This is a genomic window from Marinobacter sp. C7 (genome assembly GCF_022343555.1).
Lineage (GTDB): Bacteria > Pseudomonadota > Gammaproteobacteria > Pseudomonadales > Oleiphilaceae > Marinobacter.
Window position 1 is genome coordinate 36353 of the sequence record NZ_JAKQZH010000001.1, and the last position, 25456, is coordinate 61808.

Genomic DNA, 25456 nt, shown 5'->3' on the forward strand with positions numbered 1-25456 from the left:
CTCCATCGCAACCTTGAATCTGGCTGCTATTCTGGGAACTTGATCCCGCAAGTTTACCAGTTTGTGCGATTGTTAACCTGTTTCGGACTCTGACTATTGGGAAGGATGTTATGGAGGTATCGGCATTCGCCAGGTCCTGGTGCTTTGGCCCCGACAAGCCCCGGTTCGGGGACTACCTCACCAGGCTGAAGGATGGAGACTCGGTGCCTGCACTGGAAACCAGTCTGGAGGAGATCGGTGAGTACCAGCGTCGGCTCTGGGCCAACCGGAAGCGGGCGCTGTTGCTGGTGGTCCATGGCCCGGACACCAGCGGCAAGGACAGCCTGATCCGGACACTGGCGACCTACGCCGACCCCGCGGGCTTTCACGCCTGGTCGTTCAGTCGCCCGCAGGGCCCTGAGGTGCGCCACGACTTCCTCTGGCGGGTCACGCCCTACCTGCCGGGACTGGGTGAAATGGTCGCCTTCAACCGCAGCCATCACGAGGCAGTGATCGCGGAACGGGTCTGGCCGGTCCACGCCCCGGAGAGCTATCACTGGGCGAACCGTTATCAGTCGATCTGCAATTTCGAACGTCACCTCGTTCAGGAAGGGACAACCATTCTGAAAGTCTGGCTGAACCTGTCCGAAGATGAGCATCGGCGGCGCCTGCTCAAGCGCCTGGACAAGCCCCGCAAGCGCTGGAAATTCGATAAATCCGATATTGATGGCTGGGCCAGGCGGGCGGATTATGAGGCTTTTGCTGAACAGGCAGTAGCGGCCACCCACACCCGGGATGCACCCTGGTTTGTAGTCCCCGGGGACAGTAAACCCCACGCCCGGGCGGTTGTGGCCGCGATACTGGCGGAGCAGCTCCGGCACCTGGCTCCGGACTATCCGGCAGAAGACGAAAAGGTGCTGGCAGAGTACAGGCGCCTGTTGGCGCGTAATGGAGTCAGTTAAAGCAACGGGACGCGGAGGCGTGCATGCACATTGTAGTGGTTGGCGGTGGTGTCGTCGGGGTGACGACGGCGTGGGAACTGAATCGTCGGGGGCATCAGGTAACCGTGGTGGAGCGCCACGATATTGCGGGCAACGAAACCAGCAAGGGTAACGCCGCCCAGCGGTCCTACGGTGTGGTCTATCCGTGGGCAGATCCGGCGATGGTGTTCAAGGCATTGCCCTGGCTGTTCAAGCAGGATGGTCCCCTGAAGCTGCAACTGCCGCCTTCGGTGGAAGCGGTGAAATTCATGTTTGCTACCCTCCGGTACGCCTGGTCACCGGGCCTGTTTGGCCTGAACCGCCGTGCCATGCTGCGTCTGGGGATTCACAGTCGGGAACGATTTCTGAAGCTCGAGGAGGAGCTGGAGCTCAGCTTCGACGGTGATCACAAAGGGCTTCTGCATCTGGCCAGTACGCCGGAAGCACTGGAGAGCTATCACGCTGTGCATGACCTGCTGAACGAACTCGGCATCCCGTCGAGCCTCCTGAGTCCGGAACAGGTTCGGGAGGTGGAGCCGGGACTGGTTGGCGGTGGTCCGCTGTACGGGGCACTCCGTTACGATACCGACGGCACCGGTGACTGCCATCTGTTTTCCCGGGCCCTGGCCGGCGCCTGTGAGGAGCGGGGGGTGACGTTCCGCTATGGTGTTGAAGTGGATAACCTGATCGCTGATGAACACCGGGTCGATGCGCTTGCCCTGCGCAACGCCGACGGTGAGCGCGAAATCCTCAAGGCGGACGCGTTTGTCATCAGTGCTGGCTGCTGGTCAGCGGGGCTGGTGCGCCCCCTCGGCCTGGATTTGCCCATCTACCCGATCAAGGGCTACAGCATTACCGTGCCTTTGAAGAATCCGGAGCATGCCCCTGTCAGCACCATCCACGATGACAACTACAAGGTTGTCTCCACCCGGCTGGGCGATCGCTTGCGGGCAACGGGATTCGTGGAGCTGGCGGATTTCAATCGGGACATTCCGGAGGCACGCATCGCCACGATCCGGAAGTCGGTGGAATCCCGCTATCCCGGCTGCGCCGACCTGGAGGCGGCCGAGACCTGGACCGGGTTCCGCCCGATGACCCCGGACGGGCCGGCCATCATCGGACGGGGGCCGAGAGAGAACCTTTACCTGAACACCGGCCATGGCACCTTTGGCTGGACCCTGTCCGCCGGCAGCGCCGACGCCATTGCCCGGGTGATCGACAATGAGGCCCCGCCAGTGAATCTGGATGCCTTCCGCCCCGGGCGTTTCCAGGAGTAGGTTATTTCTTCCTGAGGGTTCGTTCGATGTTGCCGCAGAGGGTATGGACGAACCCGATATCCCGCTCCGACAGCAGCGGCAGGCGTTCAAATACCCAATGTGAGAGCTTGCCTTCCGGCGGTGTGCCAACGTTGGGTAGCAATTGTTCGAGACGCTCCCGCAGGGCGCCGAGCCCGGCTTCGGCGGGGGCCGGATCGCTGGTTTCCTCCGGAGTGCTGACGGACAACCCGGACATCTCCCAGGCATAGAGCATGACGGACTGGGCCAGGTTCAAAGAGGGGTATGGCACCTTCATGGGTATCCCCGTCAGCAGGTCGCACAGGGCCAGTTCGTCGTTGGCCAGACCCCGATCCTCGCGCCCGAACACCAGGGCTGCAGTAGCGACCGAATTGCCCTTGTCCGACAGCGTGGACCGCAAGCGCCCCGGAGGGTGCCAATCCTGGCGGTTGTGACGGGGTTTGGCAGAGGTGCCCATCAGCAGGTCTACGGAGTTTCGCACCGCAGCCAGATCAGGGAAAATGCGCGCGTTATCGAGAACATGATCGCTGCCGTGGGCCAGCCAGTGGGCTTCCGGGCGGGTGTGCAGGTCCGAGTTCACCAGCCACAGTTCGCCGAACCCCATGGTACACAGGGCACGGGCTGCTGCTCCGACGTTTTCCGGAACCTTGGGTTCGACAAGTACAAAGGCCAGTTGCATGACATTTCCTCCGGCCGCGAGTTTACACGAGCCGACGACATCTTTTTACACCCGCTGGCAGGCTCTGAACGACTGGCTTGCCAGCCACGCGGATCTCTGGCGGCCGGCACCGTTCATGGAGCCGGCCCCGGTATGGGCTCGTTCCTGGCCGGAGCTGTCGGCCTGGCTCGAAGCCCTCGGTGATGAGGAGTGCGAGTATTACGAACAGCACCTGAGCGAGTTTGCCAGACGAATCGGTGACTGGCTGCCTGCTCTGGCGGATTATGACCAGTGGACCGACGTGCCGGTGCTCGCTCCTTCGACAGGGCTCCGGACCCGCGCAACTCTGCCCGAGGTGGATGCCACCGACATGCCCGGTCGCAAGCGGCTTCAGGCAGGGGCCTTCGCGGCCTCAGTGATCCCGTTGAGTCGCCCGGTGCTGGATTGGTGCTGCGGCAAGGGCCACCTGTCCCGAACGCTGGCGCGACAATGCCCGGAACCGGTTCAGGGGTTTGAGTGGGACCCTGCCCTGGTGGAGGACGGCAACCGGCTCGCCCGCCGGTTTGCCGATGCCGTAACCCTGAATTGTCAGGACGTGATGGCAGATGACCTCACCTGGCCGACGGGCTGCCATGGGGTGGCGCTGCACGCCTGTGGCGACCTTCATCGTCAGCTGATGCGCCGCGGCAGTGCGGCCGGCGCACCGCGCCTGAGCTTGTCACCCTGTTGTTATCACCTGACGTCGACCACGCGTTACAGGCCACTGTCGGCAAAGGCGAACGGGCACCCGGACGCGCTTGAGCTGACCCGGAACGAGTTACGACTGGCGGTGCAGGAGACCGTCACCGCCCCGGCCAGGGTCCGGGCGCAGACCGCACTGGTCAGTCAGTGGCGGCTCGGCTTTGATGCCCTCCAGCGGCATCTGCGCGGTTGTGACGAATACCTTCCGGTTCCCTCCCATCCGCCCCGGCTGGTGAACGAGGGGTTTGCGGCTTTCTGCCAATGGGCGGCGGCCAAAAAACAGCTGGAGTTGCCCCTGTCGGTGGACTGGCGGTCCTGGCTGGACGCCGGTCGCTACCGATTCGGACAGGTCCGCCGCCACGAACTGTTGCGCCACCTGTTCCGGCGGCCCCTGGAATTGTGGCTGGTGCTGGACTATGCGGTGTTTCTTGAAGAGCAGGGCTACCGGGTGCGGCTGGGTACGTTCTGCGACCGCTCCCTGACCCCCCGTAACCTGCTGCTGGATGCGGTCAGGGCTTGCGATACTCCACCCGCTCCACGCAGCCGTCCCTGAAATACACATAGGTCAATTCATAGAGCGCACCGTAGTAGCGGGTCTGGTAAATCCAGACCTCCTTGGGGCTGGTATGCACCTCCGGGGGATTGCCGAACGCCCGCCGTACGTGATCCCGGGTCGTGCCCCGGACCACCTGTTCCCGGATCAGGTAGCGTCGAAGGTCCGTGGAGTTGATGAAGCGGCAGGTGGAAGCTGCCTCCGGTTGTTCGGCTTCCTGGTCCTGGCGTCGGGAGTCTGCCTTGGCCGGTTCGGGCAGGTTCTGATTGAAACGGCCGCCGATCCGGTTGTCCTTGAGCTCGATGGGCCTGGCATCATCGCCGCAGGGTTGGTCGGCGAAAGTGACAGAACCGTTGTTTTCGCAGCGGTAGACCTCGGCGAGGACCATCCCTGGAAAGGCTATCAAGAGGGCTGTGAGGAACCGAGTGCGATTCATCTGCTTATGGCCATCAGTGAGTTTCCTCGCGCCAAAAAGAAAGGCGCCCGCAGGCGCCTTTCGTCGATCCCGGTCTGGCCTTAACGACGCACCTGGATGCGCGCCTCGACCCGACGGTTTTCCGCCCGGCCCGCGGCGGTATCGTTGGAGGCGATCGGCGCCTCCTCGCCGTAACCGATGGCGTTCACCCTTTCAGGGTCAACGCCCAGGGGGCCGGTGAGGCGGGCTGCAACGGCTTCCGCGCGACGCTGTGAAAGGAACTGGTTGTAATCGGCGTCACCCATGCTGTCGGTGTGACCGGCGATCTCGACAATGGTTTCCGGATTCTCGTTCAGGAAATCGGCCACGCGACGAATTTCATCGTCATAGGCATCGCCGATGACCGAACTGTTGGTCGGGAATTTCACCTCGATTTCGAAGGTCTCGATCGTCTCGGTGACACCCTCACAGCCGGTGGCATCGACCTCTGCGCCAGCGGTGGTGTCCGGGCACTCATCCCTGCTATTCACAACACCGTCATTGTCGTTGTCCAGCTCACAGCCACGGGCATCAACATCGGCGCCCTCGGGCGTATTCGGACAGGCATCCCGGGCATCGGCGACACTGTCCATATCGGCATCCGGTTCACAGCCGCTACCATCCACCACCGCGCCGGGGGTTGTGCCGGGACACTGGTCCCGGGTATCGGGCACGCCGTCGTTGTCACTGTCGGCCGGGGCTGCTTCACCCACCGTACGATGAAACGCAAAGCTGATCCCGAGGGAGACCATGGTATCGAAGGTGCTCTCGTCAATACCGTGGAACTCGCGCAGGTCGCCGCGCAGGGAAATGCTGTCGCTGACGTTGTAACGTACACCGGCCCCGACATTCACCCGCGTTTCCTCGTGGTTGCTGCCTGCAGTTCGGGGTGCTGTGACATCCTCGCCAAAGTCGGCGTGGCCGGCACCCAACGCGAGGTACGGATTCCAGGCTTCATCCTGTCCGGCGAAATAATAAAGTCCGTCGAGCCGCAGTTCATCGAATTCCGAAGCCCCGTCGACATACTTGCGGTCCGCGTCGGCACGGGAGTACACCGCCTCGAGCGCCCAGTGCGGAGTAAAGCGGTATTCCACACCGAGACCGAAGGTGCCGGTTTCGCTCAGGTCCCGCTTATCGTCGAAATACTGGAACCCCGCGAATGGGTTTATATAGATGGTTTCCTGGCGTTCCGCGGCCAGGGCCGGTGTGGCCAGGCTGGCGGTGAGGGCGGCTAAAGCTATCGGACGCATGATGTTCACACTGAACCTCCTGTTCGTTCGTCTTTGTTACAGCTGCTTTTTTCTTGAAAATTAGGGTGTTGCCTGAAAGCTAGGTCAGCAGGTACGAAAAGACAAAAATTGATACGTTTCGTTACCTCCGTAATTCTACGGACGTAGGGGGCGGGCAGATGCGGTGAATCAGGCCAAAACGGTGAAGTAGAGATGAGCACTCTTTTTACTGAAATTGAGGGTGTCGCCCGTGTCGAAGCGGACTTCGAAGGAACTCTCATCCTCACCGACCAGGCTGCCGGCGCCGAAAATGGCATGGCTTACCCGCTGGCAGTGCCAGACAGGTGCCTGTCGATCCTCTGCTGCGGGAGCCGCACCCTCCAGGGTAATGCCCTCCCGATGGGCGTAACGCTGGCTCACCGGCGTGAGTGGAGCACCCAGCCTGACGGGGGAAGAGGACCGGCCGCCCGAGTCCAGGTGCCGTCCCAGCTCCTCCGAGAGCTCGAAACAACATTCCTCCACAAACCGACTGGGCCCCTGGTCACCGTCGAGGTGCGGGCGAGTACTGAGTGGCCGGCTGATCAGGTGCAGCGCCTTCCTCGCCCGGGTCATGGCCACATACAGCAGCCGGCGCTCGCTCTCCAGGAATGCCCGGGCATCATCGTGCGATCTGGGAGAGTAAGGCAGGTACTTTTCCTGCAGGCCGGGAATAATCACGACCGGCCATTCGAGCCCCTTGGTGCGGTGAATGGTGGATAGCAGCACGCCTCCTTCCTTGTTCTCGCCAGCCTGTTGTTTCAGGGTTTTCAGGTGCTGCAGCGCGCCCTCTGCATCGACATCGAGGCCCTTGAGATACTGCCGGAACCCTTGCACGGTATCGATCCGCTCCTCCGCGCTCTCATGGGTCAGCGCCAGACTGCGGATGCCTTCGTACAGGTCGGTGTGCTCGGCATAGACACTGATCAGCCCCGCCACCGGCCCCCTGAATCCGGCCAGCTGCCCCAGCACCTCACCCAGCTTGCGCAGCTTTCGGGCGGGCATGGGCGCCAGGGCCTCGAAATCCATGGCCAGAATCCGCTCATGCCAGGCCTCGGAGAAACCGGCCAGGAACTGCGCCAGATTCTCCAGCTCCGGCTCCTTCAGCCCGATATGGGGAAACCGCAACAACAGCCGCGCCAGTTCCAGCCGATCTGAATCCGGAATCTGACCCAGCTTCCCCGTCACCACCATAAGCAGCGCGGTAATGGCCTGAACCTCACGACTGAACAGCGCGCCCTTTCCGGCATCTATCCGGTAGGGAATCTGCCGGGCCAGCAACTTCAGCTCTATCGGCACACTCTGGCTCCAGACCCGGAACAGGATCGCTGTCTCCGACAACGCCCCGGTGTTCTGGCCTTCAAGAATCCGCAAAACCTTGTCGCTGTCACTCTCCACCCGGTGCAGGTAAACGCTGGTATCCGGCGTGGACGGGTGAGAGTGGCACAGTACATCCTTGCGCCCGGTGTTGTGACAGATCAGATGATTGGCCAGCAACGCCACCCGGTGGCCGTAGCGGAAGGTATAGCTCAGCGTCTGCTCCAACGGACTCTCGAACTCGTCACTGAACCGCTTGAGAATGAACTCCGGCTTCGCGCCCCGGAATTCGTAGATGGTCTGGTCCGGATCCCCAACCACCGTCACACGTGCGCGGTCACCGGCGACATAGCGCAGCAGCAGGTGCTGGATCTCGTTTGTGTCCTGGTACTCATCTACCAGAATCAGATCCATCTTGTTGCCCACCAGCCGTTGCAGCGGCGGATTCTGGTGAATCGCCATTACCGGTTCATACAGCATATCGGCGTAACTGATCCGGCTCTGGGATTTGCGCCATTGCTCGAAGGCGTGGAACAGATCAATGAGGTACCTGTGCTTGTCCGAATACCCCAATTCTTCGAACACAATCTCCGCCGGCGACAGCGTGGTCTTCACCAGATCGATAAACCCGGTAGCCGTTTCCACAAAATCCTTCTTGTTGCGACGGATCTCATCCGCCAGATCCTCCGGTGCCAATCGCCGTGTCAGCTGCCAGGCCTGAAAACTTATCTCCTGCTCGGTCAGAATCTTCTCCGAAAACCCGGGCAGGTAACCCTCCCGCACAAACCGCTTGTACAGTCGCAACCCCATGGCGTGATACGTCCGGATCTCCGGCAACGCCAGCCCGGATTGGTGACACACTTCCTGGAGTTTTCGCCCGAAATCCACCCGGGCACTGCGGTTGAACATCAGCACCAGCATCCGGTCCGGATCGTGGCCCTGCTCAAGCAGGTACCGGATCCGCCAGGCCAGCGTCGACGTCTTGCCGCTGCCCGCCACGGCAGTAATCACCGAATGTTCGTAGCCGGCAGTAATGATCGCCCGCTGCTCATCGGTCAGAAAATCCGGCAGGTTCGAGGTGTCAGGAGTTTGGGGGTTGGTCGGCATGGCCGGTATTGTACTGGGCAACTGGTAGTGCGGATACCGGTCCCGCATAATCGAGATTCGTTTTTGAGGCACACCAGACTATAACTCACAGGTTTGCCGGTGAGTTGGGAAAGCCCCTTCCAAAACTGTGCGGAGCCAGGGATGGCGGAGCTCAAGCGCCACAGGGATGTGCCGCCAGGAGCGGGTTTTGGAAGGGGCTTTTCCAACTTACCGCCACCAGATTGAAAGGCTTGAACCATGGAAATGTCAGAATCCGTCAATGTGCTGGGTGAAAAACTGGAAACCTGCGGCACCGACCCCGAAACCGGCTTCTACCGCGATGGCTGTTGCAACGTCGGCCCCGATGACCTGGGCATCCACGCCGTCTGTGCTGTCGTCACCGACGACTTCCTCGAGTTTTCCAAAGCCCGCGGCAACGACCTCAGCACCCCGAGACCCGAGTTTGGCTTCCCCGGTCTCAAAGCCGGCGACAGCTGGTGCCTCTGTGCCGCTCGCTGGCAGGAAGCATTCGAAGCCGATGCAGCCCCCAGAGTCCGGCTGCGGGCCACACACCAGGCGGCTCTCGAAATCTGCGCCCTGAACAACCTCAAGGCCCACGCTGTAGATCTCAGCTGATGACCCGAACTACCAGTGGCAGGCCCACAGGACTATACGCCTGGTCCCGACTCGCGGAACGCCTGAGTGCGCTGGGGGAGCGGCGCCTTGTCCTCGTTGAAGGCGACCGCGATAGTGCACTGGCCTGGCTGCAGCAACTCCTGCCGGAGTTGCATCCGGCAACGGGTATCTGGACTGGCCCCCCGGAAGACCGTCCCGATACCGGGCTTACACCGGTGCCGCCTGCCAAAGCCCGGAGCTGGCTGGGCCGGGAACTGTCGGTCGTGGTCTGGGACGGATGGCAAGGTAATCCACCGGATGGCCTGGCAGCGATCATGGGCACCCTCAAGGCCGGCGGGCTGCTGTTCTGGCTGATGCCGCCGCTGGCCGATTGGGACCGGTTCCCGGATCCGGATTATCGGCGTACCGGCCTCGACAATGCGCGGCAGCACCGGTTTGCAGGCCGCATGGCGACCATGATCGGCAACGATCCCGCGGTGATTCGGGTCGATGTCCGGAGTCCGGAGCAGACACCGCTGCCTTCACTGCAAGTGCCGGACACTCCCTTCACCGTCGCAACCACCCCGGACCAACAGAGTCTGATCGATCAGCTGGTCCATTTCGGCCTTGGCCGCCGCCGGCGTCCGCTGGTGGTTACTGCAGACCGGGGCCGGGGCAAGTCCGCTGCCATGGGCATTGCCGCGGGCAGGCTGTTGCAGCAGGGCAGGGGGCGTATTCTGGTAACGGCACCGACTCGTGAAAGCGTTGATGCCTTGTTCCACCATGCCCGGCAAACCCTCGGGGGTGAAGTGACAGCCGACGACGGCAACAGCCTCACCACCCGGACCGGAGCCGAGCTCATATTCATGCCGGTGCAGCAACTGCTTGAACGACGACCACCGGGCGAAGTGGTCCTCGTCGATGAGGCGGCAGCCGTCCCGCCCCAGATGCTCGAGGCCATCCTTTTGGGATGGCCCAGGGTAGCCTTCTGCTCTACCGTCCATGGTTACGAAGGGGCAGGGCGCGGCTTTGCGATCCGCTTCCGTTCGGTGCTGGATCGCAGAACGCCGCACTGGCAAGCCGTCACCCTGACCGAACCGGTGCGCTGGGCCCGGGGCGATCCCCTGGAGGCGCTGGCATCGGACCTGTTCCTGTTATCCGCCTCCGGAATGGTTCGGGAGGATGCCCGGCTGCCAGCCGAAAGCGTCCGGATCGAGCGCTGGGATCCGGCCAAGGCGCCGGAGCCGGAGCTGGCAGAGGCGTTCGGTCTGCTGGTCGACGCCCACTACCGGACCACGCCGGCGGATCTTCGCCAGTGGCTGGATGATCCCTCGACCGTAAGCTGGTGTGCCTGGCACGAGGGCCGCATCGTCGGGGTGCTCTGGGCGTCGATCGAAGGTGGTCTGAGCGAGGAGCTGGCGCAGAAGGTCAGCCTGGGCCAGCGTCGTATCCGTGGGCATCTGCTGGCCCAGTCCCTGGCTTCCCTTAGCGGGTTTCCGGAGGCCGCAATCGGGCAGATCCTCCGGGTGGTGCGGGTTGCTGTCGCGGGTCCGGCCCGGCGCAGTGGCGTCGGCAAGCGTCTGGTGGCTGCCGCGCGGGCGTGGGTCTCAGGGCAGCCGCTGGATAACCTGGGGACCAGCTTTGGTGGTAGCCCGGAATTGCTGGCCTTCTGGCAGTCCTGCGGGTTGCACGTGGTTCGCGTCGGTTTCCACCGTGAGAGTAGCAGCGGCGAATACCCGCTGCAGATGCTGACCGGTTCGACTCAGCGGGGTACCGGGCTGGTCGATCGCCTGAGGGGGCGACTGGCCCGGCACTGGTTGACTCTGGTGCCGCGGCACTGGTCTGCCATGCCGGCCGAATTGTTGGCGGCCATTACTGACGACCTGCCGGCGGTTCATAGCCTCAGCAGTGATGACCGGCGTGACCTGGCCAACTTTGCCTACGGGCACAGAGGTTTTGACCTTTGCCTGCCGGTGCTTCGGGACCTGTGTCAGGTGCCGGGGTGCATGAATTGGCTGAGGAGTGGGGGGGATCTGCCCCTCTGGACGGCAGCGGTGCTGCAGGGCCGCTCCTGGGCTGATGTGCAGGAGGCCGGCCTGTGCCGGGGCCAGCGTGACGGTGAGGACCGGCTCCGGATCCTGGTCCGTGAACTTCTGCAAAACGGACCGGAGATGTGAACCGCTCGATTTAATTCCCGGCGGGTGCTGCCCAGAATAGGCCTACGTTCAAAAACAGAGATTGTTGATATGGCCAAGGGATCCGGCACCCTCCTCGCACTAACGCTGTCTTTCGTAGTCCCGTTCCTGCTCTCCGGCTGCGCAGCCCGGGAGGAGCCAAGCAACCTGGCCCGGGAAACCGCCACCGGGACCGCTACTCCGATGATCCGCGCAGCTGCGGCCGGTAACCTTGAAGATGTCGCCGCCCTGGCCGCGGCCGGGCATTCCCTGAACACCCTGACCGAGACCGGGTCCCCCCTGATGGCGGCCGTGCGCGCCGGCCGGGATCGGATTGTCTGGTACCTGCTCAGCGAAGGCGCTGACCCGGACCTTGTCTCGCCCGGTGAGCCCACGCCCCTGATGATTGCTGCCGGTGATGGCAGCCGTCGGCTCGTCCAGTTGCTGCTTTCGGCCGGGGCCGATGTCAATGCGGTGGATAAGCAGGGATATACACCGGTGATCAGGGCTGCGGAACAGGGCAACCTGTCAGTGGTGAAAGTTCTGTTGGCGGCGGGGGCAAACGTCAATGTCAGCCAGGACGGCGAGTCCCTGCTGATGAAGATCGTCGGTAGTGGCGATCTGCTGACCGCAGAAATGCTGTTGGCGGCCGGGGCGGACGTCAAATACCGCGCGGAGGATGGCAGTACGGCCCTGACCCGGGCCCGGTCAATCAACAGCCGGGATCTGGAAATGTTGCTGGTGCAGGCGGGCGCTCGCCGGTGACGGGTCACTGCAGCTGCATCGGATCGGTCTCGTCGTCCCATTCCGGCTCAAAATGGGCGGCGACAACGGTCTCCGGCACTTCGGCCACGGTGGCGTAGGACCAGGCCGGGTTCTGGTCCCTGTCCACCATCCGGGCCCGGATACCCTCGGGCAGATCCGGACGCCGGCTGCACTCGAGGGCCATGGCCAGCTCCATCCGGAACACATCTTTCAGGGACATCTGCTGGGCTTTCTTGAGCTGGGTCCACACCAGCCAGGCGGAGACCGGACAGCCGCCGCGCAGGTTGCCGATACAGGCGTTCCACCAGTCACTGTCAAGGTCGGATCCAAGCAGTTGATCTACCACTGCCGGCAGCTCCTCGCCGGCGCTGAGGCGTGCGATTGTCTGTTCGTGCTGTTCCAGATTGCTTTGTGGCAGTGCCCGGTAATCCGGCGCCGGCATCTGGTCCAGCAGCCGGAACAGCCGGTTGTCATCGGCGGCCGCTTCTCCGGTCCAGCGCTGTTCCTGCAGTCGTGTGAGCAGGGTATCCCGATCCTCTGGCAACAGTGCCGTATCAGCCAGCCCTACCCTCAGGGTATCGGTAATGTTCAGCCGTGCGCCGGTGAGCCCCATGAACAGCCCCAGGCGTCCTGGCAGGCGGTTGAGGAACCAGCTGGCGCCGACATCCGGGAACAGTCCGATGGAGATCTCCGGCATGGCGAGGGTGAGGTCCGGCGTCACGAGCCGGTATCGGCACGCGGACAGCAGACCCAGTCCGCCCCCCATGACCACGCCGTGGCCGATGCCCACCACGGGCTTGGGAAACCGGTGCAGGGTGTAATCCAGCCGGTACTCCCTGGTGAAAAAGCGGGCCGGGGCTTGCTGATCGCCGTGTCCTGTCATGGCTTCATAGAGCAGACGGATATTTCCGCCGGCACAGAAGGCGCGGTCACCGGCACCCTGCAGGATTACCAGGCAGATCCTGTCGTCGTTGGCCCACCGATCCAGGGTGTCCTGGGCCTGCTCCACCATGGCTTCGCTCAGGGCGTTGAGGGTCCCCGGGTGGTTCAGGGTCAGTAAACCAAGAAAACCTTCACGGCACGGGAGTTCCTGGGCCTCTATCGACATGGGCGTGTCTCCGGACTGGATAAAAGCAGAAATCTGGCTAATGTGTATTGTCGTACTCTCCCACTAACCGATGACTCCGGTAAAGGGGACGATTGTCGAAAAAAGCGCCTTGACCTATCGCATTTGAGCGGGAGGCGCTCTGTGCTATAAGTGCATTACAACAGACCTTTAATAGCACCTGTTGGCATTATCACGCCGATAACGATGAGAGGGTAGTAACTATGAAATTCAAGAACTTTGCGATTGCAGGATTGATGTCCGCTGCCGTTGCCCTACCGACCCTGGCGAGCGCCGCTGGCGATGTCGAAGCGGGTAAGGCCAAGGCCGCAGTATGTGCCGCGTGCCATGGCCAGAACGGTATGGCCCAGATTCCGACCTATCCGAACCTGGCCGGCCAGAACGAGCAGTATCTGGTTTCCGCACTCAAGGCGTACAAGAACAAGCAGCGTTCCGGTGGCCAGGCCGCCATCATGCAGGGCCAGGCTGCGGCCCTGAGCGATGAGGATATCGCCAATCTGGCGGCTTACTACGCCAGCCTGCCGGCCGGTGGTCAGTAATACCCGGCCGATGTGCTGATGTCAGTGGGGCTGCTCAGGCAGCCCCACTGACAATCCGGTAGCAGGGCTGGTAGGCCTGAAGGCCCGGCAGCTTCATGCGGTTCTGGGCAACGAACTGTTCCAGCATGGCCTCCAGTGGTTTGATCAGGGACGGGTCACCCGCAATCTCGAACGGTCCCTTCTCCTGAATCTGGCGTATCCCGCTCTCCTTCACATTCCCCGCGACAATCCCGCTGAACGCCTTGCGCAGGTTGGCGGCAATCATGTGGACCGGTTGGTCCCGGTGCAGTTCCAGTGACCGCATGCTGTCGTGATTGGGCTCGAACGGCAGCTGGAATACCGGGTCGATTTTCAGCATCCAGTTGAAGTAGTAAGCGTCCTGCATGGCCCGGCGGAAGGTTTCGACTTCCTTCATCCCCTTTCTCATCTCCTGGGCAACGCGAGACGGATCGTCAATGATGATCTTGTATTTGCCGGCTGCCTCGTCACCCAGAGCGTTGCGGATAAACTTGTCGATCATCTCGAAGTACTCGGCATTCTCTTTCTCGCCGGTGAAGATGACCGGGAATGGCAGGTCCGAGTTATCCGGGTGCAGCAGGATCCCGAGCAGGTACAGGATCTCCTCCGCGGTACCCACGCCACCGGGGAACACGATCACACCGTGGCCACAGCGAACGAAGGCCTCCAGGCGCTTCTCGATGTCGGGCATGATGATCAGTTCGTTGACGATCGGGTTCGGTGCCTCGGCACCGATGATTGCCGGCTCGGTGATGCCTACATAACGGCCGTTTCTTACCCGCTGTTTGGCGTGGCCGATGGTGGCGCCCTTCATCGGTCCCTTCATGGCGCCGGGACCGCAGCCGGTGATGATGCTCAGGCCACGCAGGCCCAGCTGGTGACCGACTTCCTTGCTGTACTGGTACTCCGCCTGACTGATGGAGTGCCCGCCCCAGCACACGACCATATCCGGCTGGCGCCCGGCTTCCAGCACGCCGGCATTACGCAGGATGTGGAACACCAGGTTGGTGATGTCTTCCGGATTGTCCCGGCGGAACCCGGCTATCGTCTGGGGGATGGAGTGGGTGTATACGATGTCCCGGAGCACGGAGAACAGGTGCTCGCGGATCGCCCGCAGCATTTCGCCATCGACAAAGGCGTAGCCGGGCGCATTGACCAGTTCCAGCTTCAATCCGCGGGGCTGGGGCACCAGTCGCACATCGAAATCGGCGTGGGCTTCCATCAATGCCTTACAGTCGTCGGTTTCCACGCCGGTGTTGAGCACCGCCAGGGCGCATTGTCGGAACAACTGGTACAGACCACCCTCGCTCCGGTCCTTGAGCCGGTTGACTTCATGGTTAGAGAGGATCTCTAGGGCGCCCTCCGGAGAGACCAGGGCGTTGATTGTGGGTTCTGTCATTGAAAGGTGGGGCTCCTGAAGGTTTCGGCTATGCCGGATTTTGAGGCACTCTGACAAAACGGTACACTAAGTGCTTTCCTCTTTATACGCCATCCGACAAAACTCCGATCTATGAAATTACTGATACGTCCCGCTCCGGAAGTTGCCATCAAGAGTAAGCCCGTTCGTCGGCAGCAGATGAAACAGCTTCGCCAGAACATTCGCAAGCTCCTGGCCCGTCTTGACCACGACATCGCGGTGGAGGGCAGCTGGGACCGGGTGGACGTGGATGTCCCCGATGATCGCGGGCTGTATGGCCCGGTGATTGACGCCTTGCTGCGGATACCGGGCATATCCAGCATCCAGGAAATTGCGGTCTACCCCTTGCAGTCCCTGGAGGATATCGGTGCAAAGGCGGTGGCCTCCTTTGCCGGCCGGCTGGATGGCAAGACTTTCGCTGTCCGCGCCAAGCGTATCGGTAATCACGATTTTCGATCCATTGATATCGAGCGCTCTGTCGGTGCCGCGCTTTGCCAGGCTTACGATACCGCCGGGGTAGACCTGAAAGCCCCCCAGGTCGAGGTGCGGGTCGAGGTCAAGGAGGATGGTTTCCACATTGCCCGACGCAAGCATCAGGGGCTTGGCGGCTACCCGCTGGGCTCCGTTGAAAGCGTGATGACCCTGATCTCGGGTGGCTACGATTCGTCCGTGGCCGCCTACCTGATGATGCGCCGCGGCCTGCGCAGCCACTTCCTGTTTTTCAACCTTGGGGGGACCGCCCATGAGGTTGGCGTCCGCCAGGTGGTGCACTACCTGTGGGAGCGTTACGGGGCCTCCCACAACGTCAAATTCATTTCCGTGCCCTTCGAGGGTGTGGTGGCGGAGATCATGCGCTCGGTAAACAACCGTCATTGGGGTGTGGTGCTCAAACGCCAGATGCTCAAGGCGGCGGCCGAGATTGCCCGTGACCTCAACGTCGCGGGCCTGGTGATGGGGGATGCCGTGGCCCAGGTGTCCAGCCAGACTCTGTCGAACCTGAACGTGGTAGACCGGGCCAGTGACGAAGTGGTCCTGCGCCCGCTGATCGCCATGGACAAGCAGGAGATCATTCGGATTGCCCACGAAATCGGCACCGAGTCCTTCGCCCGAAACATGCCGGAATACTGTGGCGTGATTTCCCAGAAGCCGGCAACCCGGGCCAAGCTGCATCGGGTCGAAGCCGACGAGGCAAATATGGATGCCGGAGTCCTGGCCCGCGCCGTTGAGGAACGGACCGAGACGCCGGTCAATCGGCTACTGGAAACCACGGTCACGCCGGAAGAAGTGGAACTGGTGGAAACGCCGGCGGTGAATGACGTCATCATCGATGTCCGCCATCCGACGGAGGAGGAGCGCTCGCCACTGGACCTGACCAATAACGAGGTGCTGAAAATCCCGTTCTACGAACTCAACCAGCAGATCGAAGAACTGCCACAGAACCGCCAGTACCTGCTGTATTGTGACCGGGGCACCATGAGCCGCATGCATGCCGGCCACCTGAAAGCCGAGGGGCACGACAACATCAAGGTCTATGCCCCGGCCTCGTAGCGGGTGAGGCTCAGCCCTCGAGCCCCTTGAAGAACTGCTGCACGTTGGTGCTCAGGGCCTCAAGGTCGTAGCCGCCCTCCTGAACCACCAGCGTGGGCAGTCCCAGTTGGCGGAGCTGGGTGCTCAGCCGGCAGAAGCCCTCGGAGGATACCGAGACCTTGGCCTGGGGGTCGTTCTTGTAGATATCGAAGCCCAGGGTGAGGATCAGGGCATCGGGCTGGAACAGCCGGATGGCCGCCAGGGCTTCCTCCACTTTGGCGAAGAAATCCTCCTCGCTGGAGCCATGGGGCATGGGCATGTTGATGTTGTAGCCGTAGCCGTCACCCTCGCCGCGCTCGTCCTCGAAGCCGCTCACCACCGGATAGAAGTTGGTGGGGTCGCCATGAATGGAAATGTACAGGACATCACTGCGGTCATAGAAGATTTCCTGGATGCCCTGGCCGTGGTGCATGTCGGGATCCAGGATGGCGATTTTCGGGTACCGGCTCTTCATGTGTTCCGCGGCGATAGCGGCATTATTGAGGTAACAGAAGCCCCCGGCGGCGTCCTTGCGGGCATGGTGGCCCGGTGGTCGACAGATTGCGTAGGCAGTCCGTTCACCGCCGATCAGGGCGTCCGCCGCCCCCAGGGCGGTCTGGGCTGACCAGTAGGCGGCCTTCCAGGTGTTCTCGCCAATCGGGCAGCTGCCGTCGGCCAGGTAGCAGGCCGCCTCGGCCAGAATGCCACGCATGGCATTGGGGGAACGGACGAAAATGTTCGACATCACCTCATCGCCCCAGTCTCCCATTTCCATCCAGCGCCGGTGCGCCGATTCCAGGAACCGCAGGTAGCCCAGGTCGTGGACCGCGGAAATGGGTCCGGCACCCTGGTCTGCCGGTTGCAGTACCGGTACCCCCATTTCCTTCAGGCCTTGCAGCATCTGCCCGGTGCGGTCGGGCACCTCCTGGGGCTGGCGCATCTGGCCCCGGGTAAAATACGTCTTGGGAATGTGCAGGTCCTGCGAGGGATGGAAAAATGCTTTCATTAGCCGGCCTCCTTGGATTCGGATTCTCCGAGTATAGGCAGTGTCGGAGCCTGGTCAAAAAACCGGTGTTGACTTTACAGGCTGAGACTCAAGATCCACTATGAAAGACATCATCCACAGACGCAACTTGTCCCGCACAGGGGCGCACGCAAACACTGAAGAGGAGCCGAGATGATCGAGTCACCCTTGCTGGAGAAGCTCACTGGTTACATCGGCGGTCGCTGGACGGACAGCGCCGGGGGCAACACCTTCGATGTCTACAACCCCGCCACCGGCGAGGTGATTGCGAAAGTTCCCTCCATGCCGGAGGAGGATGTGAAGGCTGCCGTAGCGGCCGGGAAATCGGCCCTGAAACTGACCAGTCCGTACTCCATCGAAAATCGCCGCCAATGGCTGGAAGATATTCGGGATAGCCTGAAGGAAAATCGTGAGGAAATCGGTCGTATTCTCTGCATGGAACATGGCAAACCCTGGAAAGAGGCGCAGGGTGAGGTGGATTATGCCGCCGGTTTCTTTGATTACTGCGCCAAGCACATCCAGGCCCTCGATGCCCACACCATCCCCGAGAAGCCCAAGGACTGCACCTGGACCGTGCACTACCGGCCGGTCGGAGTGACTGGCCTGATCACGCCGTGGAACTTCCCTATCGGCATGATCGCCAAGAAACTGTCGGCGGCCCTGGCGGCAGGTTGCCCGTCGGTGATCAAGCCGGCCAGCGAAACCCCGCTGACCATGATTGCCCTGTTCAGCCTGATGGACAAACTTGACCTGCCGGATGGCATGGTCAACCTGGTGATGGGCAAGGCGAGCGTCATTGGCAAGGTCCTTTGCGAAAGCCCGGACGTGCCCATGCTTAGCTTCACCGGTTCTACCGAAGTAGGTCGCAAGCTGATTGTCGATACCGCCGATCAGGTCAAGAAACTGGCCCTGGAGCTGGGCGGCAACGCACCGTTCATCGTGTTCGAGGACGCCGACCTGGACGCCGCAGCTGATAACCTGATCGCGAACAAGTTCCGGGGTGGCGGCCAGACCTGTGTGTGCGCCAACCGTATCTTTGTCCACGAGAAAGTGGCCGACGCGTTCGGCGAGAAGCTGGCAGAGCGGGTCAACAAGATGACTGTCGGCGACGGCATGAACGACGGTGTCGACATCGGCCCGCTGGTCAACAAACAGGGCTTCGACAAGGTCAAGCGCCATCTGGATGACGCCCTGGAAAAAGGCGCGAGCCTGGTCGCCGGCAAGCAGCCGAGCGAGCTCGGTGACGGGCTGTTCTTCCCGCCCACGGTAGTCCTCGGCGTCAACCGCGACATGTGCTGCTACCAGGAAGAAACCTTCGGTCCGCTGGTGCCCATGGCCCTGTTCCGCACGGAAGAAGAAGTCATCGAAGCCGGTAATGACACCGAATTCGGCCTGGCCTCCTATGTCTTCACCGCTGATGCCGAGCGCGCCCAGCGTGTTGCCGCCGGCCTCCGGTTCGGCCACGTCGGCTGGAATACCGGCACCGGCCCGACCCCGGAAGCGCCGTTCGGTGGCATGAAGGCGTCCGGTATCGGCCGCGAGGGTGGCCTCGAAGGTTTGTTCGAATTCGTCGAACCGCAAACCGTGCCGCGGGGTTTCTGACTCCGTTAGCTCTCTGATTCCGAGTTGTCGCACGGGGGAGGCTCCCCTTCAGGACACGCTACGAGCACATCCATGTGCGCTTGTCTGTGGCCATCCCTGGCCACAGACAGTCCTGAAGGGGAACCTCCCCCGCGCTCTTTCTGACTGTCGGAGAGGGCTTTTCCGATGGTCCTCACTTGTGCAACCACCTCCCAATTCAAGAGGGCTGTCCCAAGCCCCGACAACCCCTGTGATCTCCTGTTATACTCCCAAGCCTGTTTATTTAACCAGTAGCGAACCGAATCTCTATGGACGTCTCCCACATCATCGATCCCCTGAACGATGCCCAGCGTGAAGCTGTGACCGCGCAGAATGACCACCTGTTGGTACTGGCCGGTGCTGGCAGTGGCAAAACCCGGGTACTGGTGCACCGGATTGCCTGGCTGATGACGGTGGACCGGGTGCCGCCCACGGCCATCCTGGCCGTGACCTTCACCAACAAGGCGGCGAAGGAGATGCGCTACCGGGTAGAGCAGATGATGCAGATCCCCACCCGGGGACTGTGGATCGGGACATTTCACGGCATTGCACACCGGCTGTTGCGGGCGCACTGGCAGGATGCCGGCCTGCCGGAGAACTTCCAGGTACTGGACAGCGACGACCAGCTGCGGCTGATCAAGCGGGTGATGCGGGAGAACCAGATCGACGAGAGTCGCTGGCCACCGAAGCAGGCCCAGTGGTTCATCAACAGCCAGAAGGATGAAGGCCTGCGGGCGGATCATATCCAGGAGAACCCGGGCGACCACTTCACCTCCACCATGCTGAAGATCTACCGCCAGTACGAGAAATTGTGCCAGCAGGGTGGTCTGGTGGATTTCGGCGAATTATTGCTGCGCTCCCATGAGCTCTGGCTGCACAAGCCCGAGCTGCTGGCGCACTACCAGCAGCGTTTCCAGCACATGCTGGTGGACGAGTTCCAGGACACCAACACCATCCAGTACGCCTGGCTGCAGGTGCTGGCCAGCAACCGGGTGCCCTTGACCATTGTGGGCGACGACGACCAGTCCATCTATGGCTGGCGCGGGGCGAAGATCGAGAACATCCAGCAGTACCAGCGGGATTTCCTCAACGCCCGGCTGGTGCGGCTGGAACAGAACTACCGCTCCACCCAGACTATCCTGAAGGCGGCCAACGCGGTGATCGCCAACAACCAGGGGCGTCTGGGCAAGGAGCTGTGGACCGATGGCCCCGAAGGCGAGCCGATCAGCCTGTACGCGGCCTTCAACGAGCAGGACGAGGCCAACTACATTGCCGACAGCATCTCGGCCTGGGTCGATGAGGGCAACCTGCGCAGCGAAGCGGCGATCCTCTACCGCTCTAATGCCCAGTCCCGGGTGCTGGAAGAAGCACTCATGCGCCAGGGCATTCCGTACCGGGTCTATGGTGGTTTGCGCTTCTACGATCGCCAGGAAATTCGCAACGCTTTGGCCTACCTGCGCCTGGTGCATTACCACCGGGACGATGCCGCCTTCGAGCGGGTGGTGAACGTGCCCACCCGGGGTATCGGTGCCAAGAGCCTGGCGGAGTTGCGTGAGTATGCCACCGAACAGGGTATTTCCCTGTGGGAGTCCGCCGAGCGCTTGCTGGCGGCCGGTCAGGTGAAGGGCCGGGCGAAAACCGGCTTGCAGTCGTTCCTGGATATCATCAACGGCCTGTCCGAAATGGTGGATCATGCCTCCCTGCAGGGCCTGATGAAGCAGGCGATCGAGGTCAGCGGGCTGAAGGACTACCACGCCAGCGAGAAGGGCGAGAAAGGCCAGGCCCGGGTGGAAAACCTGGAGGAACTGGTCAGCGCCCTGTCGGACTTCGAGGTCGAAGAGGGCGTGGACCCGCTGGCGGAATTCATTGCCCAGGCCGCGCTGGATGCCGGCGAGTCCCAGGCCGATGCCCATGAGGACAGCGTCCAGCTGATGACTCTGCATTCCGCCAAGGGCCTGGAGTTCCCGCTGGTGTTCATGGCCGGGGTCGAGGAGGGCTTGTTCCCCCACAGCATGTCATTGGAGGAGCCCGGGCGCATGGAAGAGGAGCGCCGCCTGGCGTACGTCGGGATTACCCGCGCCATGAAAAAGCTGGTACTCACTTACGCCGAGTCCCGCCGGTTGTATGGCCAGGAGAAGTTCCACGCCCTGTCCCGGTTTGTGCGCGAGATTCCCGGCGACTGCCTGCAGGAAGTCCGCCTGCGCAACACCGTGACTCGCCCGGCCCTGGTTGAGCGCCCCAACGAGAGCCTGTTCAGTCAGGACTCCGCCCAGCAGGCGGGCTTCAGCCTCGGCCAGCGGGTGCGGCATCCGAAGTTTGGTGAGGGCATTGTGATGAACTGCGAAGGCAGCGGACACCATACCCGGGTGCAGGTGAACTTTGATGAGGGCGCCAAGTGGCTGGTGCTGGCTTATGCGCCGCTGGAGGCTTGCTGAGGGCGGGTCCGGTTTTCCGGTATGAAAAAGGGGTCAGAAGAAAGCGTTCTTCTGACCCCGATCTTGCGTCTGACTCCGCGGTAATAAAGGGGTCTGATGAAAGCTTTCATCTGACCCCACGTTCACTCCTGATGTTTCTCGGAGCTTGGGGCAGGTGCCGGCCAGGCCTTTCCAAAACTGTGCGGAGCCATGGATGGCGGAGCTCAAGCGTCACATGGACGTGCCGCAAGGAGCGTGTTTTGGAAAGGCCTGGCCGGCACCTGCCTTCCCCACATCCTGAATGCCTACATCAGCACCGCGTAAATCACCCCCGCCAACACAATCCGGTAGATCACATACGGCCACATCCCCACCGTGTTCAGCCACTTCAGAAAGAAGTGAATGGCCGTAATCGCCATCAGGAACGAGGTCACCCCACCAATCAGGAACCCGCTCCAGTCCACAATCACATCCGACGTTGCTACTTCCAGCAGCTTCACCGCCGAGGCCAGCACGATAATGGGAATGGCCAGCAGGAACGAGAACCGGGACGCGGTCTCCCGGGTCATGCCCAGGAAGAGGCCCGCGGTGATGGTGACGCCGGAGCGGGAGGTGCCGGGTACCAGGGCCATGGCCTGGGCGATGCCCACCAGGACCGCATCTTTCCAGTTGAGCTTGTCCAGAGTGCGCTGGCGCTTGGGTAACCAGTCGGCGATGCCCAGCAGCAGTCCGAAGAACAGGGTGGTGAAGAAAATGACTTCCACCGCCCGCAATTCGTTGTCGATCAGATCCAGCAGGGCCAGGCCCGCCAGGCCCGCGGGGATGGTGCCGATCACCAGGTACCAGGCCAACGCGCCCTGGCCGACGATCCTGCGTCGGGTCACGGAGATCAGTCCGTCCCGGGCGATGCCGAAGACATCCCGCCGAAAATACAGGACCACCGCGAGCAACGTGCCGAAATGCACCGACAGGTCAAAACCCACACCCTGATCGGTCCAGCCGAAGAATGCCGGGGTCAGGATCAGGTGGGCAGAGCTGGAAATGGGCAGGAATTCAGTCAGTCCCTGGAGAAGGCCAAGGAACAGGGCCTGGAAAAAGTCCATTCTGTGGGTTCCGATTGGTTCAGTGCTTCAGAAATCTGGCCGCGATAGTAGCAGGGTGGTGGTTGGCTGAACAGATTTCCCGATGGATGCCCGTGCCCCGGGCCATGTTCTCCGGGGCCGGTATTCGTATGTCAGGCGGGGAACCGGTCCCGGGTGCGGTTGGCAATGCCCACCAGAACAAGCATCAGCGGCACCTCTACCAGCACGCCCACGACCGTTGCCAGAGCAGCCCCTGATTGCAGGCCGAACAGGGCGATAGCCGCTGCGACAGCCAGCTCGAAGAAGTTGCTGGCGCCGATCATGGCACCCGGCGCCGCGATACAGTGGCGCACCTTCCAGAGCCGGGCCCAACCGTAGGCCAGGAAGAAGATCAGAAAGGTCTGCACAATCAGCGGCACGGCAATCAGCACGATGTGCAGGGGGTTGGTCAGGATCACCTCGCCCTGAAAGGCGAACAGGAGTACCAGGGTGACAATCAGCGCGGCCGGTGTCACGGGGCCCAGACGTTTCATGAATACTTCGTCGTACCACTGCTGGCCATGACGGGCTATCAGGGTGCGGCGGGTCAGGTAGCCGGCGGTCAGAGGAATCACGATGTACAGCACCACCGAAAGAATGACGGTGTCCCAGGGCACCTCGATGTCCGAAATGCCCAGCAGAAACACCACAATGGGGGCGAAGGCAAACAGCATGATGATGTCATTGAGGGATACCTGGACCAGGGTGTAGGCGGCGTCGCCGCGGGTCAGATAACTCCAGACAAATACCATGGCAGTGCAGGGTGCGGCGCCCAACAGAATTGCACCTGCCAGGTATTCCCGGGCCAGTTGTGGCGCAATCAGGGGCTCGAACACCACGGTCAGGAAGAACCAGGCAATGGCGAACATGGTGAATGGCTTGATCAGCCAGTTCACTGTAGTGGTGATGGCCAGTCCCCTGGGTTCTTTGCGTACGCCCACCACCGCACCGAAGTCGATCTGCGCCATCATCGGGAAGATCATTGCCCAGATCAGGATGGCGATGGGGATGGACACCTGAGCGTATTCAAAACGGGACAGGGTTTCCGGCACCGAGGGGGCCAGTTGGCCCAGTGTCACGCCGGCGACAATGGCAGCGGCGACCCAGATGGACAGGTAACGTTCAAAGATCCCCATACCGCCGGCGATGTTGTCGGCAGTACTGACTTCCGAGTGGTTTGACATGACATTTTACTCGCCGATTAAACGCGCCTATTATGCAGGAATTTGAATATGCGTAAAATCGAATATATTGAAATGTCGAGGCGCGCAGGGAGTTGAGGCGACGAATCGGCTTAATCACTTTGTTGCAGGAGAAAACTGCCGTGGAACCGATGGACTACAACCCGGTCACGGTGTTCCGGGCCCTCGGTGACGAGCTCCGGCTGGCCGCTTTATTGTTGATTCGTGATCGGCAGAAGCTGTGTGTTTGCGAACTCACCGAAGCCTTCCGTGTTCCCCAGCCGAAGATGAGCCGGCACCTGGCGACCTTGCGCACGGCCGGGCTTCTGGAAACGGAACGCCGCGGCCAGTGGGTGTATTATTCCCTGGATTCCCATCTGCCCGGGTGGCTGGACCACGTGCTGGATGAAACCGCCCACAACAACGCCGGATTGATCGAAAACCCGCGTGCGCGGCTGCAGGCCATGGCAGGCCGTCCCTCTGTCCAGTGCCTGTAACCGTTCACGGTTTTAATGGACGGAACAGATTCTTCAGGAGCGCATCATGAGCAAGATCAAGGTAGGTATTAACGGGTTCGGACGCATTGGTCGCCTGGCCTTGCGGGCCGCCTGGGAGTGGCCGGACATGGAATTCGTCGCCATCAACGATCCGGGCGCAGACAGCGGCACACTCGCGCATCTGCTGAATTTCGACAGCGTTCATGGCCGTTGGAACCATGAGGCTGCGCCAGACGGTAAGGACATGGTCATCGAAGGCCAGAACATCCGTGTGACCCATAACAAGGGCATTAATGAGACCGACTGGTCCGGGTGCGACCTGGTGATCGAGGCCAGTGGCGTCAACAGGAAGGTCAGTGTCCTGAAAGCCTACCTGGACCAGGGTGTGAAGCGTGTGGTGGTCACTGCGCCGGTGAAGGAAGAGGGAGCCAAGAACATCGTGGTGGGTGTGAATGACGGCATTTTTGACCCGGCCAACGACCGGATCGTCACCGCTGCCTCCTGCACCACCAACTGCCTGGCGCCGGTGGTCAAGGTGATTCACCAGAAGCTGGGAATCAAGCACGGCTCCATCACCACCATCCACAGCCTGACCAATACCCAGACCATCATCGATGCGCCCCACAAGGATCTGCGCCGGGCCCGGGCCTGTGGCAGTTCCCTGATTCCAACCACCACCGGTTCGGCCACGGCGATCATCGAGATTTTTCCGGAGCTGAAGGGCCGGCTCGATGGCCATGCCGTGCGCGTGCCCCTGACCAATGCCTCACTGACAGACTGTGTGTTCGAGGTGAATCAGCCCACCGACAAGGAAACCGTCAACCAGCTCCTCAAGGAAGCGGCTGAAGGCGAGCTGAAAGGCATCCTCGGCTATGAGGAGCGTCCGCTGGTGTCCATCGACTACAAGACCGACCCGCGCTCGTCCATCGTCGACGCCCTGTCCACGATGGTGGTCAACGGTACCCAAGTGAAAATATACGCCTGGTACGATAACGAATGGGGCTATGCCAACCGCACCGCCGAACTGGCGCGCCGGGTGGGTTCCGTCTGA

21 protein-coding genes are annotated in these 25456 nt (G+C 61.8%); 12 read left to right on the forward strand and 9 right to left on the reverse strand.

Annotated elements, in window-relative coordinates; all coding sequences use genetic code 11:
* Positions 1–110 precede the first annotated feature (110 nt).
* Together MD273_RS00155 and MD273_RS00160 are read left to right on the forward strand one after the other, a co-directional pair.
* Positions 111–941: a polyphosphate kinase 2 family protein gene (locus MD273_RS00155; RefSeq protein WP_239035760.1), complete on the forward strand. Its 831-nt coding sequence runs from the start codon at positions 111–113 to the stop codon at positions 939–941.
* Positions 942–964: 23 nt separating this feature from the next.
* The gene (locus tag MD273_RS00160) at positions 965–2236 is read left to right on the forward strand and encodes a D-amino acid dehydrogenase (protein WP_239035761.1); all 1272 of its coding nucleotides are present in this window, start codon (positions 965–967) and stop codon (positions 2234–2236) included.
* Position 2237: 1 nt separating this feature from the next.
* Here the strand turns inward: MD273_RS00160 and MD273_RS00165 are convergent, their stop codons facing one another.
* Positions 2238–2933, reverse strand: a complete 696-nt coding sequence (locus tag MD273_RS00165; protein ID WP_239035762.1) for a tRNA/rRNA methyltransferase — start codon at positions 2931–2933, stop codon at positions 2238–2240.
* Between MD273_RS00165 and MD273_RS00170 the strand changes: the two genes are divergently transcribed.
* Positions 2932–4206 (forward strand): methyltransferase, encoded by a 1275-nt coding sequence (locus MD273_RS00170; RefSeq protein WP_239035763.1) that lies wholly within the window; start codon positions 2932–2934, stop codon positions 4204–4206. The genes MD273_RS00165 and MD273_RS00170 overlap by 2 nt on opposite strands.
* Here the strand turns inward: MD273_RS00170 and MD273_RS00175 are convergent.
* From MD273_RS00175 to MD273_RS00185, 3 genes are all read right to left on the reverse strand, one after another.
* The gene (locus MD273_RS00175) at positions 4163–4642 is read right to left on the reverse strand and encodes a DUF4124 domain-containing protein (RefSeq protein WP_353050278.1); all 480 of its coding nucleotides are present in this window, start codon (positions 4640–4642) and stop codon (positions 4163–4165) included. The two genes, MD273_RS00170 and MD273_RS00175, sit on opposite strands and share 44 nt — an antisense overlap.
* Before the next feature lie 80 nt (positions 4643–4722).
* Entirely contained in the window at positions 4723–5919 is a 1197-nt protein-coding gene (locus MD273_RS00180; RefSeq protein WP_239035765.1) for an OmpA family protein, read from the reverse strand.
* A gap of 159 nt (positions 5920–6078) precedes the next feature.
* Positions 6079–8397: an ATP-dependent helicase gene (locus tag MD273_RS00185; RefSeq protein ID WP_239035766.1), complete on the reverse strand. Its 2319-nt coding sequence runs from the start codon at positions 8395–8397 to the stop codon at positions 6079–6081.
* Between the two features lie 189 nt (positions 8398–8586).
* Here MD273_RS00185 and MD273_RS00190 point away from each other — a divergent pair, with 189 nt between their 5' ends.
* The 3 genes from MD273_RS00190 (at position 8587) to MD273_RS00200 (ending at position 11882) form a co-directional block, all read left to right on the forward strand.
* Positions 8587–8964 carry a DUF2237 family protein gene (locus MD273_RS00190; RefSeq protein WP_239035767.1) on the forward strand — a complete coding sequence of 126 codons (378 nt, stop codon included), beginning with the start codon at positions 8587–8589 and terminating at the stop codon, positions 8962–8964.
* Entirely contained in the window at positions 8964–11120 is a 2157-nt protein-coding gene (locus tag MD273_RS00195; protein ID WP_239035768.1) for a tRNA(Met) cytidine acetyltransferase TmcA, read from the forward strand. Before MD273_RS00190 ends, MD273_RS00195 begins: the two co-directional genes overlap by 1 nt.
* A gap of 69 nt (positions 11121–11189) precedes the next feature.
* Positions 11190–11882, forward strand: coding sequence for an ankyrin repeat domain-containing protein (locus tag MD273_RS00200; protein ID WP_239035769.1), 693 nt, complete (start codon positions 11190–11192; stop codon positions 11880–11882).
* Positions 11883–11886: 4 nt separating this feature from the next.
* On the opposite strand, the gene MD273_RS00205 is transcribed toward MD273_RS00200, so the two are convergent.
* The gene (locus MD273_RS00205) at positions 11887–12990 is read right to left on the reverse strand and encodes an enoyl-CoA hydratase/isomerase family protein (RefSeq protein WP_239035770.1); all 1104 of its coding nucleotides are present in this window, start codon (positions 12988–12990) and stop codon (positions 11887–11889) included.
* 221 nt (positions 12991–13211) lie between these two features.
* Here MD273_RS00205 and MD273_RS00210 point away from each other — a divergent pair, with 221 nt between their 5' ends.
* On the forward strand, positions 13212–13547 hold the full coding sequence (locus MD273_RS00210; RefSeq protein WP_239035771.1) for a c-type cytochrome: 336 nt from the start codon (positions 13212–13214) through the stop codon (positions 13545–13547).
* 34 nt (positions 13548–13581) lie between these two features.
* Here MD273_RS00210 and ppnN read toward each other — a convergent pair whose 3' ends face one another.
* Complete coding sequence (gene ppnN / locus MD273_RS00215) at positions 13582–14964, reverse strand: nucleotide 5'-monophosphate nucleosidase PpnN (RefSeq protein ID WP_239035772.1); 1383 nt, start codon at positions 14962–14964, stop codon at positions 13582–13584.
* 111 nt (positions 14965–15075) lie between these two features.
* Here ppnN and thiI point away from each other — a divergent pair, with 111 nt between their 5' ends.
* Positions 15076–16530: a tRNA uracil 4-sulfurtransferase ThiI gene (gene thiI / locus MD273_RS00220; RefSeq protein ID WP_239035773.1), complete on the forward strand. Its 1455-nt coding sequence runs from the start codon at positions 15076–15078 to the stop codon at positions 16528–16530.
* A gap of 10 nt (positions 16531–16540) precedes the next feature.
* Here thiI and MD273_RS00225 read toward each other — a convergent pair whose 3' ends face one another.
* Entirely contained in the window at positions 16541–17554 is a 1014-nt protein-coding gene (locus tag MD273_RS00225; RefSeq protein ID WP_239035774.1) for a histone deacetylase family protein, read from the reverse strand.
* Positions 17555–17725: 171 nt separating this feature from the next.
* Here MD273_RS00225 and MD273_RS00230 point away from each other — a divergent pair, with 171 nt between their 5' ends.
* A complete protein-coding gene (locus MD273_RS00230) occupies positions 17726–19174 on the forward strand; it encodes an NAD-dependent succinate-semialdehyde dehydrogenase (protein WP_239035775.1) in 1449 nt (482 codons plus the stop codon).
* Positions 19175–19461: 287 nt separating this feature from the next.
* Positions 19462–21627 (forward strand): DNA helicase II, encoded by a 2166-nt coding sequence (uvrD, locus tag MD273_RS00235; RefSeq protein WP_239035776.1) that lies wholly within the window; start codon positions 19462–19464, stop codon positions 21625–21627.
* Positions 21628–21911: 284 nt separating this feature from the next.
* On the opposite strand, the gene MD273_RS00240 is transcribed toward uvrD, so the two are convergent.
* Positions 21912–22709 (reverse strand): undecaprenyl-diphosphate phosphatase, encoded by a 798-nt coding sequence (locus MD273_RS00240; RefSeq protein ID WP_239035777.1) that lies wholly within the window; start codon positions 22707–22709, stop codon positions 21912–21914.
* A 131-nt stretch (positions 22710–22840) separates the two neighbouring features.
* On the reverse strand, positions 22841–23911 hold the full coding sequence (gene arsB, locus MD273_RS00245) for an ACR3 family arsenite efflux transporter (RefSeq protein ID WP_239035778.1): 1071 nt from the start codon (positions 23909–23911) through the stop codon (positions 22841–22843).
* 149 nt (positions 23912–24060) lie between these two features.
* On the opposite strand from arsB, the gene MD273_RS00250 reads away from it, so the two are divergent.
* Positions 24061–24405: an ArsR/SmtB family transcription factor gene (locus MD273_RS00250; RefSeq protein WP_239037576.1), complete on the forward strand. Its 345-nt coding sequence runs from the start codon at positions 24061–24063 to the stop codon at positions 24403–24405.
* Between the two features lie 46 nt (positions 24406–24451).
* On the forward strand, positions 24452–25456 hold the full coding sequence (locus tag MD273_RS00255) for an ArsJ-associated glyceraldehyde-3-phosphate dehydrogenase (protein WP_239035779.1): 1005 nt from the start codon (positions 24452–24454) through the stop codon (positions 25454–25456).